21 protein-coding genes are annotated in these 16996 nt (G+C 73.1%); 12 read left to right on the top strand and 9 right to left on the bottom strand.

Annotated features, from left to right (window positions below; all coding sequences use genetic code 11):
* Positions 1–39: 39 nt before the first annotated feature.
* The 3 genes from H4O22_RS03885 (at position 40) to H4O22_RS20710 (ending at position 1439) form a co-directional block, all read left to right on the top strand.
* Positions 40–309 carry a DUF2277 domain-containing protein gene (locus tag H4O22_RS03885; protein ID WP_182525758.1) on the top strand — a complete coding sequence of 90 codons (270 nt, stop codon included), beginning with the start codon at positions 40–42 and terminating at the stop codon, positions 307–309.
* Positions 306–1139, top strand: a complete 834-nt coding sequence (locus H4O22_RS03880; RefSeq protein WP_182525757.1) for a Sir2 family NAD-dependent protein deacetylase — start codon at positions 306–308, stop codon at positions 1137–1139. The genes H4O22_RS03885 and H4O22_RS03880 overlap by 4 nt, the downstream gene beginning before the upstream one ends.
* A gap of 177 nt (positions 1140–1316) precedes the next feature.
* Positions 1317–1439: a hypothetical protein gene (locus H4O22_RS20710; RefSeq protein WP_264674366.1), complete on the top strand. Its 123-nt coding sequence runs from the start codon at positions 1317–1319 to the stop codon at positions 1437–1439.
* A 34-nt stretch (positions 1440–1473) separates the two neighbouring features.
* Here the strand turns inward: H4O22_RS20710 and H4O22_RS03875 are convergent, their stop codons facing one another.
* Together H4O22_RS03875 and H4O22_RS03870 are read right to left on the bottom strand one after the other, a co-directional pair.
* Positions 1474–1638 carry a hypothetical protein gene (locus H4O22_RS03875; protein WP_182525756.1) on the bottom strand — a complete coding sequence of 55 codons (165 nt, stop codon included), beginning with the start codon at positions 1636–1638 and terminating at the stop codon, positions 1474–1476.
* Between the two features lie 150 nt (positions 1639–1788).
* Positions 1789–2475 (bottom strand): iron-dependent transcriptional repressor DtxR, encoded by a 687-nt coding sequence (locus H4O22_RS03870; protein WP_182525755.1) that lies wholly within the window; start codon positions 2473–2475, stop codon positions 1789–1791.
* A gap of 47 nt (positions 2476–2522) precedes the next feature.
* On the opposite strand from H4O22_RS03870, the gene H4O22_RS03865 reads away from it, so the two are divergent.
* From H4O22_RS03865 to H4O22_RS03855, 3 genes are read left to right on the top strand one after another with little or no spacing between them, the layout of a single operon-like run.
* The gene (locus H4O22_RS03865; protein WP_244963094.1) at positions 2523–3881 is read left to right on the top strand and encodes a cryptochrome/photolyase family protein; all 1359 of its coding nucleotides are present in this window, start codon (positions 2523–2525) and stop codon (positions 3879–3881) included.
* The gene (locus H4O22_RS03860) at positions 3878–4618 is read left to right on the top strand and encodes a hypothetical protein (protein WP_220451281.1); all 741 of its coding nucleotides are present in this window, start codon (positions 3878–3880) and stop codon (positions 4616–4618) included. The genes H4O22_RS03865 and H4O22_RS03860 overlap by 4 nt, the downstream gene beginning before the upstream one ends.
* 34 nt (positions 4619–4652) lie before the next feature.
* Positions 4653–6239, top strand: coding sequence for a glycoside hydrolase family 13 protein (locus H4O22_RS03855; protein ID WP_182525753.1), 1587 nt, complete (start codon positions 4653–4655; stop codon positions 6237–6239).
* Here the strand turns inward: H4O22_RS03855 and H4O22_RS03850 are convergent.
* From H4O22_RS03850 to H4O22_RS03820, 7 genes are all read right to left on the bottom strand, one after another.
* Positions 6229–6693 carry a MarR family winged helix-turn-helix transcriptional regulator gene (locus H4O22_RS03850; RefSeq protein WP_182525752.1) on the bottom strand — a complete coding sequence of 155 codons (465 nt, stop codon included), beginning with the start codon at positions 6691–6693 and terminating at the stop codon, positions 6229–6231. The genes H4O22_RS03855 and H4O22_RS03850 overlap by 11 nt on opposite strands.
* Positions 6690–8291 (bottom strand): MDR family MFS transporter, encoded by a 1602-nt coding sequence (locus H4O22_RS03845; protein ID WP_227466356.1) that lies wholly within the window; start codon positions 8289–8291, stop codon positions 6690–6692. The genes H4O22_RS03850 and H4O22_RS03845 overlap by 4 nt, the downstream gene beginning before the upstream one ends.
* A 333-nt stretch (positions 8292–8624) precedes the next feature.
* Positions 8625–8861 (bottom strand): carbon storage regulator CsrA, encoded by a 237-nt coding sequence (csrA, locus tag H4O22_RS03840; RefSeq protein WP_182525751.1) that lies wholly within the window; start codon positions 8859–8861, stop codon positions 8625–8627.
* Positions 8862–8870: 9 nt separating this feature from the next.
* Complete coding sequence (gene fliW, locus H4O22_RS03835) at positions 8871–9290, bottom strand: flagellar assembly protein FliW (RefSeq protein WP_227466358.1); 420 nt, start codon at positions 9288–9290, stop codon at positions 8871–8873.
* An 8-nt stretch (positions 9291–9298) separates the two neighbouring features.
* Positions 9299–10186 carry a flagellin N-terminal helical domain-containing protein gene (locus tag H4O22_RS03830; RefSeq protein ID WP_182525750.1) on the bottom strand — a complete coding sequence of 296 codons (888 nt, stop codon included), beginning with the start codon at positions 10184–10186 and terminating at the stop codon, positions 9299–9301.
* Positions 10186–11505: a flagellar hook-associated protein FlgK gene (flgK, locus tag H4O22_RS03825; protein ID WP_182525749.1), complete on the bottom strand. Its 1320-nt coding sequence runs from the start codon at positions 11503–11505 to the stop codon at positions 10186–10188. Before flgK ends, H4O22_RS03830 begins: the two co-directional genes overlap by 1 nt.
* A gap of 1 nt (position 11506) precedes the next feature.
* The gene (locus H4O22_RS03820) at positions 11507–11983 is read right to left on the bottom strand and encodes a flagellar protein FlgN (protein ID WP_182525748.1); all 477 of its coding nucleotides are present in this window, start codon (positions 11981–11983) and stop codon (positions 11507–11509) included.
* A 353-nt stretch (positions 11984–12336) separates the two neighbouring features.
* Between H4O22_RS03820 and H4O22_RS03815 the strand changes: the two genes are divergently transcribed.
* From H4O22_RS03815 to H4O22_RS03790, 6 genes are all read left to right on the top strand, one after another.
* A complete protein-coding gene (locus H4O22_RS03815; RefSeq protein ID WP_182525747.1) occupies positions 12337–13221 on the top strand; it encodes a sigma-70 family RNA polymerase sigma factor in 885 nt (294 codons plus the stop codon).
* Between the two features lie 165 nt (positions 13222–13386).
* Positions 13387–14238: a flagellin N-terminal helical domain-containing protein gene (locus H4O22_RS03810; RefSeq protein ID WP_182525746.1), complete on the top strand. Its 852-nt coding sequence runs from the start codon at positions 13387–13389 to the stop codon at positions 14236–14238.
* 88 nt (positions 14239–14326) lie between these two features.
* Positions 14327–15649: a flagellar filament capping protein FliD gene (fliD, locus tag H4O22_RS03805; RefSeq protein WP_182525745.1), complete on the top strand. Its 1323-nt coding sequence runs from the start codon at positions 14327–14329 to the stop codon at positions 15647–15649.
* 57 nt (positions 15650–15706) lie between these two features.
* Positions 15707–16087: a flagellar export chaperone FliS gene (fliS, locus tag H4O22_RS03800; protein WP_182525744.1), complete on the top strand. Its 381-nt coding sequence runs from the start codon at positions 15707–15709 to the stop codon at positions 16085–16087.
* Positions 16088–16094: 7 nt separating this feature from the next.
* Positions 16095–16439 (top strand): hypothetical protein, encoded by a 345-nt coding sequence (locus tag H4O22_RS03795; RefSeq protein WP_182525743.1) that lies wholly within the window; start codon positions 16095–16097, stop codon positions 16437–16439.
* Between the two features lie 37 nt (positions 16440–16476).
* Positions 16477–16971, top strand: a complete 495-nt coding sequence (locus tag H4O22_RS03790) for a hypothetical protein (protein ID WP_182525742.1) — start codon at positions 16477–16479, stop codon at positions 16969–16971.
* Positions 16972–16996 lie beyond the last annotated feature (25 nt).

Genomic DNA, 16996 nt, shown 5'->3' with positions numbered 1-16996 from the left:
CCCCTGACCGCAGCGCCCGCCCCGTCGTACGCTGGGTGCATGTGCCGCAACATCCGCCCGCTCAGCAACTTCGAGCCGCCGGCCACGCGCGACGAGGTCACCGCGGCCGCGCTGCAGTACGTCCGGAAGGTCAGCGGCACCACGAAGCCGTCGCAGGCCAACCAGGCGGCGTTCGACCGGGCCGTCGCCGAGATCGCGCACCTCACCGAGCACCTGCTCGACGAGTGGGTGACGACGGCGCCGCCGAAGAACCGCGAGGTCGAGGCGGACAAGGCCCGCGCCCGCGCGGCGCTGCGGTACGCCCGTTGACCCTGGCCGCCGACGCCACGGGCCGGGTCGCGGAGGTCGTCGACCTGCTGCGGGACCGGCCGCTCGTCGTGCTCACCGGCGCGGGCCTCTCGACCGACTCCGGCATCCCCGACTACCGCGGCCCGGGCGCCCCCGCGCGGGCGCCGATGACCTACCAGGAGTTCGTCTCCGGCCCGGCGGCCCAGCAGCGGTACTGGGCGCGCAGCCACCTGGGCTGGGCCCGGATGCGGCGCGCCGACCCCAACCCCGGGCACCTCGCGCTCGCGGCCCTCGACCCCGAGCTGCTGATCACCCAGAACGTCGACGGGCTGCACGAGCGCGCGGGCAGCCGGCGGGTCGTGGCGCTGCACGGGCGGATCGCCGAGGTGGTCTGCCTCGGCTGCCGGCGTACGTCGGCCCGCACCGCGCTGCAGGAGCGGCTCGCCGCCCTGAACCCCGGCTTCGCGGAGCGGCACGCCGCGGCCGAGGTGCGCCCCGACGGCGACGTCGACCTCGACGACACCGACGCGTTCGTGGTGCCGGGCTGCGCGGACTGCGGCGGGGCGCTCAAGCCCGACGTCGTCTTCTTCGGCGAGAACGTGCCGGCCCCGCGGGTCGAGCGCTGCTACGCCGCCGTCGACGCGCTCGGCACCAGCGGCGGCGTGCTGGTGGTGGTCGGCTCCAGCCTCACGGTGATGAGCGGCCTCCGGTTCGTGCGCCGGGCCGCGAAGGCCGGGACGACCGTGGTGATCGCCAACCGCGGCCCGACCCGCGGCGACGAGCTGGCGACGTACCGCCTGGAGGTGGGGTGCAGCGAGTTCCTCACCGGGCTCGCCACGAGCCGCGGCTGACCGCGCACCACAGCGAGAAAACTTCGTGGGATGTCCGAACGCAGAAGGAGTCGGCGCGCTCTACTGTGAAGAGGCCCGATGACGCGCTCAGAGGATCCGCGTCGGCTGAGCTCCACGAGCCTCTACTTCGGTAGGGGCTCTCCTCGTTTCGCACCCGTCACAAGAATCGGGAGTCCCATGAAGGAGAAGTGGTCGGCACGAACCCACCCCACGAGGTTCGTGGTGGTGCTGATCGGTGTCACCGTGGCGTGCCTGCTGCTCGGCTGGCTGATGGCACAGCTGGCGAACTCGATGGGGTGAGGCCCGTCGAGTCGGGGCCGGGATCGACCGGGGCTCAAGCGGCCCGGAGGCGGCGGAGCAGGCGCAGCTCGGCCAGCAGGTCGACGACGTCCTCGACCTCGAGCGGCTGGGTCGTCGCGGACGCGGGCGCCGCGAGGGCGTCGGCAGGGTCGACGCGGTCGTGCTGGGGGGCCCACCGGGTGTGCAGGTGCTGGTCCATGGGAGTAGTCCTTCCGTGCTCCGAGATCACTGCCGTCGGTATGCCCCGGAGAACGCGACCGGAACCTCGAGGGCACGTCTCGGAGGAAGTGGACGAGACCAGTTCGCCGACTTCCGCGAAAGTGCTCAGGTCGCCGGCCGACCTGCCGAATCAGACCCGCTTGACGAAGATGTGGTCGGCCGCCTCGGGCACGATCTCGGCGGTCTCGCCGCCCGAGCCGACCAGCACCCCGGCGGGCGTGGCGACCACGGTCACGGTCTTGTCCGGCAGCGCGCCGACGCGGCGCATCGCGCTCATCAGCAGTTCGTCCTTCTGCATCTCCTCGGAGATCCGCCGCACCAGGACCCGCCCCTCGAGCGAGCCGGCGGCCTTCGACAGCGGCTCGACGTCGGTCATGAAGTCCTCGGCCAGCACGACCTGGCCGAGCTCGTCGAGCCCCGGGATCGGGTTGCCGTACGGCGACTCGGTGGGGTGGTCGAGGAGCTCCAGCAGCCGCCGCTCGACGGTCTCGGACATCACGTGCTCCCAGCGGCACGCCTCCTCGTGGACGAGCTCCCACTCCAGGCCGATCACGTCGATCAGCAGCCGCTCGGCCAGCCGGTGCTTGCGCATCACCCGGACGGCCAGCCGCCGGCCCTCCTCGGTCAGCTCGAGGTGGCGGTCGCCCTCCACGGTGAGCAGGCCGTCGCGCTCCATCCGGGCCACCGTCTGGGACACCGTCGGCCCGCTCTGGTGGAGCCGCTCGGCGATCCGGGCACGCAGCGGGACGATGCCTTCCTCGACCAGCTCGTAGATGGTCCGGAGGTACATCTCGGTCGTGTCGATCAGGTCGCTCACGCTCCTCATCCTGCCTCATCCACCAACCGGCTGGCATCGTGGGCGAGGTGGCCTCCCTGATGTGGTTCCGGCGCGACCTGCGGCTCCGGGACAACCCCGCACTGCTCGAAGCGTGCGCCGACGGCGAGGTCCTCCCGCTGTTCGTGATCGACCCGCGCCTGTGGGGACCGGCCGGTCCGAGCCGCCGCGCCTACCTCGCCGCCTCCCTCCGCTCCCTGGACGCCGGGCTCCGCGCCGCCGGGGCGCCCGGGCTCGCGGTGGTCCGCGGGGAGCCGGCGCGCGAGGTGGTCCGCGCGGCCCGGGCGGTCGGTGCCGACCAGGTGCACGTGGCCGCCGACTTCGGGCCCTACGGACGACGCCGCGACGCCGAGGTCGAGCAGGCGCTGGCCGGTGTGGGCGCCGAGCTGGTGCGCACCGGATCGCCGTACGCCGTGGCACCGGGCACGCTGACCAGCGGCTCGGGCGACCACTACCGGGTGTTCACCCCCTTCTTCCGGGTCTGGGAGCAGCACCAGCCGGCCGACCCGCAGCCGGCGCCGCGGCACGACGCGTGGCTCGCCCTGGACCCGGGAGCCGCTGCGAGCACCGCGCTCCCGAAGACGCCGCTCCCCGAGGGGATCGAGCTCCCCGCGGCCGGCGAGGACGCCACCCTGGCCCGGTGGCGAGAGTTCCTCGAGCGCGGCCTCCAGGACTACGCCGAGGCGCGCGACCTGCCCGGCACCGACGGCACCTCGCGGCTGTCGGTGCACCTGAAGTACGGCGAGGTGCACCCGCGGCAGCTGCTCGCCGACCTGGCGCGCGCCCGCGGCCGCGGCGCCGCGGCGTACCGCACCGAGCTGGCGTGGCGTGAGTTCTACGCCGACGTGCTGTGGCACCAGCCGCGCACCGCCCGGGAGTACTACAAGACGCAGTACGCCGGGCTCGCCTACGACGAGCCGGGCGAGTTGTTCGCGGCCTGGCAGGAGGGCCGCACCGGCTTTCCGGTCGTGGACGCCGGGATGCGCCAGCTGCGGTCGGTGGGGTGGATGCACAACCGGGTCCGGATGATCACCGCCAGCTTCCTGGTCAAGGACCTGCACGTGGAGTGGCAGCACGGCGCCCGGCACTTCCTGCACTGGCTGGTCGACGGCGACCTGGCCTCCAACAACCACGGCTGGCAGTGGGTCGCCGGCTCCGGCACCGACCCGTCGCCGTTCTTCCGGGTCTTCAACCCCACGACGCAGGGCCGGAAGTTCGACCCCGACGGCGGGTACGTCCGCCGCTGGGTCCCCGAGCTGGCCGACGTCGCCGACCCCCACGACCCGTCGCCGGACGACCGGGACCGGGTCGGCTACCCGCACCCGGTCGTCGACCACGCCGAGGAGCGGCGCGAGGCGCTGGCGCGGTGGGAGAGGATCCGGTCGTGACCTCCCTCGTCGTCCCCGCCCGGTTCCGCGGGCCGGCCCGGTCCGGCAACGGCGGCTGGTCCGCGGGCCTGCTCGCCGCCCACCTCGCCGCCCACCTCGCCGCCCACCGTGCGGCTGCCGCCGGCGGCCCCGCCGTGACCGTGCGGCTGCGCCGGCCCCCGCCGCTCGACGTGGCGATGGAGGTGGGCGAGCAGGACGGCTGGTGGGTCGCCACCGACGACGGCGCGGTGGTGCTCCAGGCGCGGGCGGCGGACACCGAGCCGTTCCCGGTCGCGGCGGTGGGCGCCGACGAGGCGCGCGCCGCGGAGGCGGCGTACGCCGGGCTCGGGAGCCACCCGTTCCCGACCTGCTTCACCTGCGGGACCGGTCGCGAGCCCGGCGACGGGCTGCGGATCTTCCCCGGCCCGGTCGGCGAGGGACGCGTCGCCGCGACCTGGACCCCGCACGACTCGGTCGGCGAGGACGGCCTCGCCACGGTGCCGGTGACCTGGGCGGCGCTGGACTGCGCCGGCGCCTGGGCGGCCGGCGTTGACGAGCGGCCGATGGTCCTGGGCTCGATCACCGCCCGGCTCGCCGGCCGGCCGGTCGTCGGCGAGGAGCACGTGGTCGTGGGCGAGGCGCGCGGCCAGGACGGCCGCAAGGTCGCCACCGCGACCACGGTGCGCGGCGCCGACGGCCGCGTGGTCGGGACCGCCGAGGCGGTCTGGGTGCTGGTCGACCCCGACCGCTTCAACTGACCGGCTCCCTCACCCCACCTGGTTACCTGGGGGCATGGACTCTCCCGAGTGGTGGCGGCACGCGGTCACCTACCAGGTCTACGTCCGCAGCTTCGCCGACAGCGACGGCGACGGCGTCGGGGACCTCCCGGGCATCACGGCCCGGCTCCCCTACCTGCGCGACCTCGGCGTCGACGCGCTGTGGATCACGCCGTTCTACCGCTCCCCGCAGAAGGACCACGGGTACGACGTCGCGGACTACCTCGACGTCGACCCGCTCTTCGGCACCCTCGCGGACGCCGACGCGCTGACCACCCGCGCGCACGAGCTGGGGCTGCGGGTGATCGTCGACCTGGTGCCCAACCACACCTCGTCGGACCACGCCTGGTTCCAGGCGGCGCTGGACTCCGAGCGCGGCAGCCCGGAGCGGGCGCGGTACCTCCTTCGCGAGGGCCGCGGGTCCGAGGGCGAGGAGCCGCCCAACAACTGGCGCTCGGTGTTCGGCGGGCCGGCGTGGACGCAGATGGACGACGGGCAGTGGTACCTGCACCTGTTCGACTCCAGCCAGCCCGACCTCGACTGGCGGCACCCGGAGATCGGCGACATGTTCGAGGGCGTGCTGCGCTTCTGGCTGGACCGCGGCGTCGACGGCTTCCGCATCGACGTCGCGCACGGGCTGGTCAAGGAGGAGTCCCTGCGCGACCAGGTCGTCGACGACGGCGAGGAGCTCGGCAGCGCCGCGCCGACCGGGGAGTCGATGGTCGAGCGCACCCAGCGCGACGAGCCGATGTGGGACCAGCCCGAGGTGCACGAGGTCTACCGCCGCTGGCGGCGGGTGCTCGACGGCTACCCCGGCGACCGGATGCTCGTCGCGGAGGCCTGGACGCAGTCGCCGGAGTCGATGGCGCGCTTCGTGCGGCCCGACGAGATGCAGCAGGCGTTCAACTTCTCCTGGCTGCTGGCGCCCTGGTCGGCGACGGCGTTCGCCGAGGTCGTGACCGGCACCCTCGCCGCGGTCACGCCGGTCGGGGCCTCCCCGACCTGGGTGCTCTCCAACCACGACGTGGTGCGGCACGCGACCCGGTACGGCGGCGGCGCGACCGGGCTCGCGCGCGCCCGGGCCGCGACGCTCACCATGCTCGCGCTGCCCGGGTCGGCGTACCTCTACCAGGGCGAGGAGCTCGGGCTCGAGCAGGTCGACGTGCACCCCGACGACCGGCAGGACCCCTCCTGGTTCCGCACCGGCGAGGTCGGCCGCGACGGCTGCCGGGTGCCGCTGCCGTGGGCGGGCGACGCCCCGCCGTACGACTTCGGGCCGGGCGGCGCGCAGCCCTGGATCCCGCAGCCCGACGACTGGGGTCCGCTCACGGTCGCCGCGCAGGAGGCCGACCCCCGCTCCACGCTGGCGTTCTACCGCCGGGCGCTGGCGCTGCGTCGTACCTTCGCGACGACGGCGGGCGACCAGGTCGAGGTCCTCGACGCCGGCGCGGACGTGCTGGCGCTGCGGCGCGGGCCGGTCACCGCGGTGCTGAACTGCGGGACCTCGCCGGTGCCCCTGCCTGACGGCGAGGTGCTGATCGCGAGTGGCGAGCTCGACGTCGGCGCGCTGCCGCCGGACACGGCGGTGTGGCTCAGCCGTTGAGCGCGGCGTTGTAGCGGCCGAGGACCGCCGCGAAGTCGCCGAGCTCCTCCTCGGACCAGTCCCCCAGCTTGTCGTCGAGCAGCCGACGCCGCATCGAGGCGACCTCGGCCAGCCGGGTCGCGGCGTCGCCGCTGGCGGAGACCAGCGCGGCGCGGCCGTCGGCCGGGTCGGGGGTGCGGTCCACGAGGCCGAGGTCGACGAGGTGCTGGACCTGGCGGCTGATCGCGCCCTTGTCGATGTCGAAGACCTCCGCCATCGCCGAGGACCGCATCGGCCCGTGGGAGTCGAGGTAGGCGAGCATCAGGTACGCCGCGGGCTGCAGCTGCGGGTGCACGGCCCGGGCCCGGACGCCGAGCACCCGGCGCACCCGGCGTACCAGGACGCCGACCTCGTTCTCGAGGGTGACGAGGTGCGCCGCCCGCCGGGAGTCGCGACCTGCATCCACACTCGTCATCGGGCTCGCGCCTCCTCCGTGGTGGCCTCCGTGGTGGCTTCCGTGGCTTCCTGCTGCGCCGTGCCGACGGTGGTGCGCAGCGGCACCTCCTTGATGAAGAGCACGCAGAGGAGGGCAACCACGGCGAACGGGACGGACACCATGAACAGGTGGCCGGTGGCCTCCCCGAAGGCGTTCTCGTAGAGGTCGCGGATCGGGGCGGGCAGGCTGGCCAGGTCCGGGATGGCGCCCTTGCCGCCGCCGGCACCGGGGTCGACGCCCAGCTTCTGCAGCCCGGACGTCATCGAGTCGGCCACCTGGTGGGCCAGCAGCGCCCCCAGCGCGGAGACCCCGACCGTGCCGCCGATGGAGCGGAAGAACGCGACCACCGAGCTGGCAGCGCCGAGGTCGGCGGCCTTGGCGTTGTTCTGCACGGCAAGCACGAGGTTCTGCATGGTCATGCCCATGCCGACGCCGAGGACGGCCATGAACAGGCCGACGACGGTCAGGGAGGTGTTCGCGTCGATCGTCGCCAGCAGCGCGAAGCCGAGGACCACGAGAGCGGAGCCGGCGACGAGCCAGCGCTTCCACAGACCGGTGGCGGTGATGATCCGGCCGCTGACGATGCTCGAGACGAGGAGGCCGCCCACCATGCAGATCGTCATCAGGCCGGCGTTGGTGGGGGTCATCCCCCGGGAGAGCTGGAAGTACTGGCTCAGGTAGACCGTCGACCCGAACATCGCGACACCGATCATTACCGAGGCCAGCGTGGCCAGCGACGTGGTGCGGTCACGGAACAGGCGGAGCGGGACGACCGGCTCGCTGGCGACCTTGCCCTCGACGTACAGCGCGGCGGCGATGACGACGACCGCGGCCCCGAGCAGGAGGGCGGTCGTGCTCGAAGCCCAGGCGAACTGGTCGCCGGCCAGGGAGACCCACACCAGCAGGATCGAGACGCCCGCGACGATCAGCGTCGCGCCGGCGTAGTCGATCTTGACCTCGCGCTTGATCACCGGGAGGTGCAGCTTGAGCTGTAGGACGACGAACGCCACCACGGCCACGGGGATGCCGACGTAGAAGCAGCCGCGCCAGCCGAGCGGCGAGTCCACGATCAGGCCGCCGAGCAGCGGGCCGCTCACGGTGGCGGTGGCGAAGACCGCGCCGATGTAGCCGGCGTACCGGCCGCGCTCGCGGGGGCTCACCATGGAGGCGATGACGACCTGCACCAGCGCGGTGAGGCCGCCGACGCCGAGGCCCTGGATGGCGCGGGCGCCGATGAGCACCTCCATGCTCGGCGCGAGGCCGGCGACCAGGGAGCCGATCGCGAAGATGACCAGGGCGACCTGGACCAGCATCTTCTTGCTGAACAGGTCGGCCAGCTTGCCCCAGATCGGGGTGGTCGCGGTCATGGTGAGCAGGGTCGCGACGACGACCCAGGTGTAGCCGGTCTGGGTGCCTTCGAGGTCGGTCACGATCCGCGGCAGGGCGTTGCTGACGACGGTGCTGGAGAGCATCGCCACGAACATCGCGAGCAGCAGTCCCGACAGCGCCTCGAGGATCTCGCGGTGGGTCATCTCCGCGGCGGGCGCGTCCGGGGCGCCGGGGACGGTGCGGGACATGGCGGTGGGCTCGTCGGTCGGAGGTCCGGCCTGGGTCACGGGTGCTCGTTTCACGTCAGGAATAAGGTTGATCGCGACAACTTTATTCCAGTGCTCGTCGCCGGGTCAACGTGAGCCGGGTCGCTGCCGGACCGATCCCGGTGGGGATAGTCCGACACACCCTTGTCGTCTCCCGCCCCGGGGACAGCACGCAGGTGGCGGACTACCCCGCCGCGACCCACTCCAGGGATAGTCCGGCACGTTTCGGCTGCCGACGGGGCCCGATCACGACCGGAACGTGCCGGACTACCTCCCGACAACCAGGGTCCAGGAGGTACGACGTCGCCGGGCGACCTACGTCGTGCGGTCGCGGAGGGCCTGGCTCAGCGAGGCGACGGTCTCGTCGCTGGGCGAGGCGGCGGTGCGATTGCTGTTCTCGAGCTCGCGGAGCAGCTCGGCGCGGTTGACCGCGACCGAGCGGGGGGCGTCGATGCCGACGCGGACGACGTCCCCGCGGACCTCGAGCACCGTGATCGTGATGTCGTCGCCGATGACGACGCTCTCACCGACGCGGCGGCTCAGGACCAGCATGGGGCCAACCTACGCCACGAGCGGCGCGCTCACCGGCAATGACGAATCGTCGAGGATGATCTGCGCGGCGCGGCGGGTGGCGATGTTGACCACGACCGGGGCCAACAGGTTGGCCGTCGTCTCGTCGAGGGTGGCGCCGGCGGTGAGCACCAGCAGCACCAGGGCGTCCTCCGCGACGGTCAGCCCGAGCTCGGCGGCGGCGGCGTCGTCGATCTCCGGGCTGTAGCCGGGGAAGAAGCTGCCCGGGGTGACCACCAGGAACCGCAGGTCGGGGTCCTCGAGCGAGCGCAGGGCGCAGAGCGTGCCGGCATCGTCGAGCATCACCAGGGCGAACCGGCGCCGGTCGGGGAAGCCCGGCATGGGCTGGACCAGCTCGATGACCGGCAGGTCGGGCAGGGCCGGGGTCGGCATCTCGGTCGTCTGTTCCATCATCGTCATCATCGCAGGAAGTCCACCAGGCTCGGTTGTAGGACACGTCCGGTCGCGGCGAGGGCGGCCTCGTAGGCCACCTCCTGCATCTTCAGGTCCACGATCGCGCGGGGCAGGTCGGTGTTCTCGACCTCGGACAGGGCTTGGGTGAGGGTCAGCTCGGCGTTGGCAGCCTTCAGCGAGGCCGCCTCGATCCGGGACTGGGTGGCGCCGACCTGGGCGCGGACGGCGGCGAGCTTCTCCAGCCGCCCGCCCAGCGCGTCGAGCCCGGCACCGATGCCGGCGTCGTCGCCGGCGCGCAGGGCGTCGGACAGCGCGTCGAGGTCGTCGAAGAGCGAGGCGCCGTTGGGGCCGACCAGGTCGGTGCCGTCCACGTCGACGCGGACCCTGATCCCGTCGGCGACGGTGCGCATCACCGGGCCGGGGGTCCCGACGTACGCGCCGGTGTCGTCGAACGCCTTGCTCCCGGCGGTCACGCCGCCGAAGACCGGGCGGCCGAGGTAGTCGGTGTTCGCCTGCGCGAGCAGGCTCTCCCGGATCTGGTCGATCTCGGCGGCCAGCGCGCCGCGGGCGGCGGGGGTGGCGGCGCCGGCGCTCGCGCCCCGGATCGCGAGGTCGCGCGCCCGGCGTACGTCGGTGGTCATGGCGTCCGCCGTGCCGTCGATGAGGTCGAGCCAGGCCGACCCGTCCTCGGCGTTGCGGACGTACTGTCCTTGGTCGCCCAGCTCCGAGCGCAGCCGCATCGCGGTCGTGGTGCCGCTGGGCGAGTCCGAGGGCCGGTTGAGCACCCGCCCGGTGGACAGCTGCTCCTGGATCTTGGCCGTGCGGCCGAGGCTGCTCTGGAGCCAGTCGACCGACCGGTGGGTCAGCATCCCCTGGGTGATCCGGTACGTCATCAGCGCAGCAGTCCTGTCCTGTTGATGAGGGTGTCGAGCACCGAGTCCACGACGGTCATCACGCGGGCGGCGGCCTCGTAGGAGCGCTGGGCCGACATCATCGACACCATCTCCTCGTCGAGGTTGACGCCCGCGAGCTGCTCGCGGGACCCGTCGACCTGGGCGGTCACCAGGCCCTGGGTGGCGGCGAGCCGCGCGGCCGAGGCGACCTGGGTGCCGAACGTGACGACCAGGCGCTGGTACGCCGAGTCCGTGGCGCCCGGGCCGCCGAGCTTGTCGGCGACCGAGCCGTCGGTGACGCCGCCCGGCAGCCCGGACGCCGCCAGCCGGCGACCGTCCGTGAGTGCCACCGAGAGGGTCCCGGCGACGTTCGCCGGGTCGTAGGCGAACAGCGCCTGTCCGGGCGCACCGTCCTGGTCGAAGCCAGAGCTGTGCAGCGCGTTGACCTCGTCGGCCAGTGTCTGCGCGACCTCGGAGAGGGCCTCTCCGTACGCCGGGAGCGTCGTGGTCAGCAGCTCGCGGACCGCGCCGAGCTCGCCGCCCACGCCGGTGGGGGGCGCGGTGGCGTCGAGGGGCGTGGTGGAGTCGAAGGAGACGAGGACCGCCTCCCCCACCCGGACGTCGGCCGCGCCGTCGGGCCGGATCGTCGCGACCCCGCCGGTGAGCTCGGCGAGCCGCATCGTCAGCTGGTCGCGCCGGTCCAGCATGTCCACGTTGTCGACGCCGCTGAGCGAGGTGGAGACCAGCGTGCGGTTGGTCGCCGCCAGCTCCTGCGCGAGCGTGTTGACCTCGCCGACGACGGTGACCAGGCGCGCCTGCTGGTCGCCCTGCTCCTTGGTGATGTTCGAGGCCTGGGCCCGGATCGCGTCGGCGAGCGAGGTGGCCGTCGCCAGCACCTGGCTCCGCCCGGCCTCGCCGCCGGGGTTGTTGGCCAGGTCGTGCCAGCTGCTGCGGAACTGCTTCAGCGCGGCGGAGACGCCCGTGTCCCCGGGCTCGCCGATGCCGCCCTCGACCCGGGCGAGGACGTCGGCGCGGGTCTGGAGGAACGACTGCTGGCCGTGCTCGTAGCGGCCGCGGGCGTCGAGGAGCGGGTCGACCATCCGGTCCACCCGGGAGGCCGTGACGCCGCCGCCGGCGCCGTCGTACCGCGACCACACGGCCGGGACGGCCGGGGCGCCGAGGGACTCGCCCTGGACGCGGCGGCGGGTGTAGCCCTCGGTGTTGACGTTCGCGATGTTCGAGGAGGCCACGTCCATCGCGACCCGCTGGTACTGGAGGGCGGACAGCGCGGTGTTGAGCGAGGAGAGGGACCCGGCCATGTCAGAGACTCCGGTCGAAGCGGCGCGTGGCCGGCGCGGTCGCGACGGCGGCGCCGTCCTGGCCGTAGCTGTCCGGCGCTCCGCCGAGGTCGAGCAGGGTCTCCCGGGCAGCGCGGTAGCCGGTGGTGATCAGGTCGCGGTTGACGCCGGCGAGCGCGATGACCTGGTCGGTCAGCGAGACGAAGGCATCGCGGTGGTCGATGAGGATCTCGTGCCAGGGCTCCGGCACCGACTCGGCGAGCACCCGCAGGGAGGGGTTGGCGGAGAGGCCGACGGACGTCGCCGCCTCGTCCGCGGCCATCGCCCGCAGGATCTCGGTCTCGCGCAGCTGCTGCAGGATGCTCTCGACGTCGTTCGCGGCACGCATCAGCCACCGCGAGCGGCCCTGGGCGAGGACGAGCTGCTCCACCTCGAGCCGGTAGAGCAGCGTCTCCAGGAGCTCGCGCTCTCGCCAGAGGATGAGGGACAGCTTCTCCACGAGAAACCTCCTGGCCCGGGGGCGGTGTGGGGGGATGGACGGGGGGTGCGTCCTGACCATCGCCCGCCCCCCGACGGACCTGAGAGGTTCCCGGCTCGCAGGGCGATGAATGCCCCGGGGGGCACCGAGAGGGTGGGCTCGAGCGCGCCACGATCGCCACGACACCTGGAGGACTGAAGGCCTCTTCCGGGATCTTGATCCGTTCTTCATGGAGCGCCCGGCGTCGGTCTAGTCGGCCGGTTGAAGATCGCACGATTGCCCTTGGATGCCGCGGGGGTGGTGCCCATTCTTCTTGTCGCGAGGCCGGTGCCAGAGCACCCGGACCCCGCCACCGGCAACGAGAGCGAGGGATGATGAGCAGCTTCGGAGACGACGTGCAGCAGCACGTGACCGCGGACCCCAGCGGCGTCGAAGGCACGCCGCACGAGCGCGACGAGCTCGTCGTCCAGCACATGGGCCTGGTCGCCCACATCGTCCGGGAGACGATGAGCCGCGTCCCCTCGCACGTGAACCGGGACGACCTGCACTCGGCGGGCCTCACCGCCCTGGTGAAGGCCGGCCGCTCCTTCCAGGACGACCGCGGCGTCCCGTTCGTGCGGTACGCCGCGAGCCGGGTCCGCGGCGCGATCCTCGACGAGCTCCGCAGCGTCGACTGGGCCTCCCGATCGGTGCGCCGCCGCGGCCGGGAGCTGGACGAGACCCGCACCCGGCTCGCCACCTCGCTGGGCCGCTCCCCCGAGAACGCCGAGGTGGCGGCCGAGCTCGGCATCACCGTCGGCGAGGTCGAGGGGAACGACGACGACGTCGCCCGCGCGAACGTGCTCTCCCTGCAGGGCTCGGCCGAGACCCCGTTCGCGGAGATCCTCGCCAGCCCCGACCCGTCGCCCGAGGCTCTGGTCGAGCACCAGGAGCGCCTGGAGTACCTCGTCGACGCCATCGAGGAGCTGCCCGAGCGGCTGCGCGCGGTGGTGCAGGGCTACTTCCTCGACGAGCGCCCGATGCTGGACATCGCGGACGAGCTCGGGGTCTCGGAGTCGCGGATCTCGCAGATGCGGGCCGAGGCTCTCGTCCTGCTGCGCGACGCCATGAACTCCGCGCTCGACCCCGACCTGGTGCCCGCCCACGCGCGTCCCGACGGCTGTGCGGCCAAGCGCCGCGACGCCTACTTCCGCGCCGTGGCCGCGCGGCACACGTCCGGACGACGCACCCTCCCGGCGCCCTTCGAGGCCGCCGGCTGATCTCGAGGAGCCCGGTGGCGGACCTGCGGAGAAAAAGTCGCAGGAAATTCCTCCCCGGACTCCTCAAGCCCCCGCACCCGTCGCCGATGGGAGGGGCGCACCACCCAGAGCAGGAGCCCACGGACGGGCTCCACGCCGACTCACATTCCAGGAAGGAACACCATCATGAGTCTCCGCATCAACCAGAACACCGACGCCTTCAACACCTACCGCAACCTGTCGGTGACCCAGGGCCAGATGTCGAAGTCCCTCGAGAAGCTCTCGAGCGGCTTCCGCATCAACCGCGCCGCCGACGACGCGTCCGGCCTGGCGATCTCCGAGGGCCTCCGCGCCCAGACCGGCGGCCTCAAGGTCGGCGTCCGCAACGCCCAGGACGGCATCTCGGTCGCCCAGACCGCGGAAGGCGCCCTGACCGAGGTCCACTCCATGCTGCAGCGCATGAACGACCTCTCCGTGCAGTACGCCAACGGCATCCAGAACGACGACTCGAAGGCCGCCCTGTCGTCCGAGTTCAGCGCGCTGAAGGAGGAGATCGACCGAATCGCGGACAAGACCACGTTCAACGGCGTGAAGCTCTTCGACGGCAAGGACCTGACCTTCCAGGTCGGTTCCGACAACGGCGACATCATCACCATCGACGGCACCGGCACGGCCGGCACGCCCGCCGTGCCCGGCCCGCCTGCCGTGCCCGCCACGGCCGCCAGGCCTGGCGCCCTGTCCGAGCTGAACGTCGCGGCCGTCGACATCGAGGACAGCAGCACCGTCAAGGCCGCCATCACCACGATCTCGGCGCAGCGCGCCGAGCTCGGTGCGGTGCAGAACCGGTTCGAGCACACGATCGCGTCGACCAACGTCGCGATCGAGAACCTGTCCGCCTCGGAGAGCCGGATCCGCGACACCGACATGGCCTCGGAGATGATGAACTTCACCCGCGCCCAGATCCTGTCGCAGGCCGGCACCTCGATGCTCGCGCAGGCCAACCAGGCCCCGCAGGGCGTCCTCAGCCTCCTCCGCTGACCCTGACCGGGGTGGGAGCGCGTGACCCGCGCTCCCACCCCTGTCCCCGCTCCACCCCCGACCTGTCGCACGAGCCGAAGGAGGAACCGTGGCCACGATCAGCGGTCTCGCCAGCGGCCTGGACACCTCGACGATCATCAACCAGCTCATGCAGCTGGAGGCGGTGCCGCAGGACCGCCTCAAGACCCGCGTCTCGACCGAGAAGTCGGTCCTGACCACCCTGCAGAACCTCAACGCCAAGGTCGCCGCGCTCGCCACCAAGGCCGCCGACCTCGCCAAGCCAGCCGCCTGGTCGCCGCTCACGGCGACCTCCTCGAACGCCGCCGTCACGATCACCACCGGGCCCACGGCGTCGCCGGGCTCCCTGTCGGCGACCGTGACCTCGGTGGCCCGCAGCCACCAGCTGGGGTACGCCGAGCAGCACGCGCTGGGCGACCAGGTCACCGGCGCCTCGACCGACGTCCTCCTGGAGCGGTTCGACGGCTCGCCGCAGACGCTCGCCACCGACGGCACCCTGACCGGCCTGGTCGCGGCGATCAACGACCCGGCGAACGCCACCGGGCTCCGCGCCTCGGCGATCCAGGTCTCCGAGGGCCGCTACCAGCTGCTGGTGGAGTCCACCGCCACCGGCGCCGCGCAGGACTTCGCCCTCACCGCCGCCGACGGCTCGCCCCTCCTGGGCGGGGCCACCGTGCGACCGGGCGCCGACGCCACGCTGGACCTCGGCGCCGGCATCCGGGTCACCTCGGGCACCAACACCTTCACCGACGTGATGCCCGGCATCACCCTGGCGCTCGGCGCCGGCGCCAAGGTCGGGGACGTCGCGGCGCTCGGCGTCACCCGCGACACCGGGGCCGTGACCGCCAAGGTCAAGGACCTGGTCGACTCGATCAACGCCGTGCTCGCCGACATCGACGTCCAGACCTCGACCAAGGGCATCCTGGGCAAGCCCGGCGCCCTGGCCGGCGACGCGACGCTCCGCAACCTGCGCAGCGCCCTGGTCGACGCGGTCTACCCCGCTGACAACACCTCGATGGCCTCCCTCGGCATCCAGGTCAACCGCAACGGCCGGCTGGAGCTGGACAGCACCAAGCTGACCCAGGCGTACGCCGCCGACCCGGTCGGCGTGGCGGAGCGGTTCAGCACCGACGGCGACGGGTTCGCCGCCCGGATGGCGACGGTCACCAAGGGCGCCAGCGACCGGGCCACGGGCAGCCTCACCCTCGTGATCACCGGACGCGAGACCGGCGTCGGCCGCCTCGAGGACAGCATCGAGGACTGGGACAACCGGCTCGCGCTGCGCCGCAGCAACCTCGAGCGCCAGTACACCGCTCTGGAGACCGCCCTGTCCCAGATGAGCAGCCAGTCCAGCTGGCTGTCCAGCCAGCTCTCCTCCCTCTCCTCCTCCTGATCCAACGTCCACGTCCTGATCCACCCGTCATTCCACGGAAGCCAAGGAAGGCCACCCATGATGACCCACGCGCGCACCGCATACATGGATGCATCGGTCGCGACCGCCAGCCCCGCCCGCCTGCTCGTGATGCTCTGCGAGCGCCTCGTCCTCGACGTCACACGGGGCCGCGACGCCCTGGTCGCGGGCGACCGCGAGGAGTCCAACCGGCAGCTCGTGCACGCCCAGGAGATCATCCTGGAGCTGCGCGCGAGCCTGAAGGTCGAGGAGTGCGACGCCGGCCCCGGCCTGGCCTCCATCTACGACTACCTGCACACCCAGCTGGTCCGCGCCAACATCACCCGCGACGTCGCGATGGCCGAGGGCTGCCTGAGCCTGGTCAGCGACCTGTGCGCCACCTGGCGCGAGGCCGCCCTGCTGTCGCTGAGCGCGGCCTGAGGCCGTCGTGTTCGTCGACCGCGGCGGGCTGACGCTGGTCGTCATCGACCCCGCCCACGACGCCTGGCAGGTCACGCTCGACCGGATCGAGCTCGACGTGATCCGGGCCGAGCTGGCCCTCGCCCACGGCACCGACCTGCGCGTCGACCAGTGGGACGTCCCGAGCCCGCAGGGCCCGGTCCCGACCGCCCTCCAGGCCCGGGCGCACGAGATCCTCGCCCGCCAGGAGGCCGTCCTCGAGCAGCTGGCCGACCGTCTCGGCGACACCTCCCGGCAGCAGGCCGTGGTCGACCGCGTCGACCGCGCCTCCGGGCGCCGCCACGTGCCGGCGTACGTCGACGTCTCGGCGTAGCCGCACCCGATCCGCCTGAGAACAGGAGCACCCTCACATGCACGCGTCGACAGGGGCGGTCCGCCTGCCCGGCCCCATGCAGGTGCGCGACCTGCTCGGCGACCTACTCCGCCGGGAGGTCGCGCTCCGGCCCGGCCCGCCGCTCGCGGTGAGCGAGTTCACCCCCGCCAGCGTCGCGTCGTACGTCGACGACACGCTGGTGGTGCGGGCCCTGGTCGTGCTCGACCTGCCGCTCTCGGCGTACGCCGGGGCCGCGTCGGCGCTGGTGCCGCCCGCCGCCGCCCGGACCGCGGTCACCGAGAGCACCCTGGGTCCGGTGATCGGCGCGAGGCTGGACCGCCTCATCACCGAGGTCGCGCCGCTCCTCGCCGGCGCCGACGGCCCGCAGCTGCGCCCGTACGCCGTCCACCTGGCCGGCTCGCCGGTGCCGGCCGACCTGCGCGCCCGCACCCAGGTGCTCGGCCGCCGCCTCGACCTGCGGGTCGACGTCGCCGGGTACGGCGCCGGCCGGCTGGCCCTCGTCCTCGCCTGAGCGGCACCCCGAGAAAAGAAAGTCC

This window comes from Nocardioides dongkuii (assembly GCF_014127485.1).
Lineage (GTDB): Bacteria > Actinomycetota > Actinomycetes > Propionibacteriales > Nocardioidaceae > Nocardioides > Nocardioides dongkuii.
The sequence above is the reverse complement of the archived record's forward strand: the minus strand, read 5'-3'. Positions and strand labels throughout refer to the sequence as shown.

Excerpts from the sequence above, each read along its gene's own strand:
- H4O22_RS03885 (WP_182525758.1), top strand. The coding sequence starts at position 40 with ATGTGCCGCAACATCCGCCCGCTCAGCAACTTCGAGCCGCCGGCCACG.
- H4O22_RS20710 (WP_264674366.1), top strand. The coding sequence starts at position 1,317 with ATGAAGGAGAAGTGGTCGGCACGAACCCACCCCACGAGGTTCGTGGTG.
- H4O22_RS03875 (WP_182525756.1), bottom strand. The coding sequence starts at position 1,638 with ATGGACCAGCACCTGCACACCCGGTGGGCCCCCCAGCACGACCGCGTC.
- H4O22_RS03855 (WP_182525753.1), top strand. The coding sequence starts at position 4,653 with ATGGACTCTCCCGAGTGGTGGCGGCACGCGGTCACCTACCAGGTCTAC.
- H4O22_RS03850 (WP_182525752.1), bottom strand. The coding sequence starts at position 6,693 with ATGACGAGTGTGGATGCAGGTCGCGACTCCCGGCGGGCGGCGCACCTC.
- H4O22_RS03845 (WP_227466356.1), bottom strand. The coding sequence starts at position 8,291 with ATGTCCCGCACCGTCCCCGGCGCCCCGGACGCGCCCGCCGCGGAGATG.
- csrA (WP_182525751.1), bottom strand. The coding sequence starts at position 8,861 with ATGCTGGTCCTGAGCCGCCGCGTCGGTGAGAGCGTCGTCATCGGCGAC.
- fliW (WP_227466358.1), bottom strand. The coding sequence starts at position 9,290 with ATGGAACAGACGACCGAGATGCCGACCCCGGCCCTGCCCGACCTGCCG.
- H4O22_RS03830 (WP_182525750.1), bottom strand. The coding sequence starts at position 10,186 with ATGACGTACCGGATCACCCAGGGGATGCTGACCCACCGGTCGGTCGAC.
- flgK (WP_182525749.1), bottom strand. The coding sequence starts at position 11,505 with ATGGCCGGGTCCCTCTCCTCGCTCAACACCGCGCTGTCCGCCCTCCAG.
- H4O22_RS03815 (WP_182525747.1), top strand. The coding sequence starts at position 12,337 with ATGAGCAGCTTCGGAGACGACGTGCAGCAGCACGTGACCGCGGACCCC.
- H4O22_RS03810 (WP_182525746.1), top strand. The coding sequence starts at position 13,387 with ATGAGTCTCCGCATCAACCAGAACACCGACGCCTTCAACACCTACCGC.
- fliS (WP_182525744.1), top strand. The coding sequence starts at position 15,707 with ATGATGACCCACGCGCGCACCGCATACATGGATGCATCGGTCGCGACC.
- H4O22_RS03790 (WP_182525742.1), top strand. The coding sequence starts at position 16,477 with ATGCACGCGTCGACAGGGGCGGTCCGCCTGCCCGGCCCCATGCAGGTG.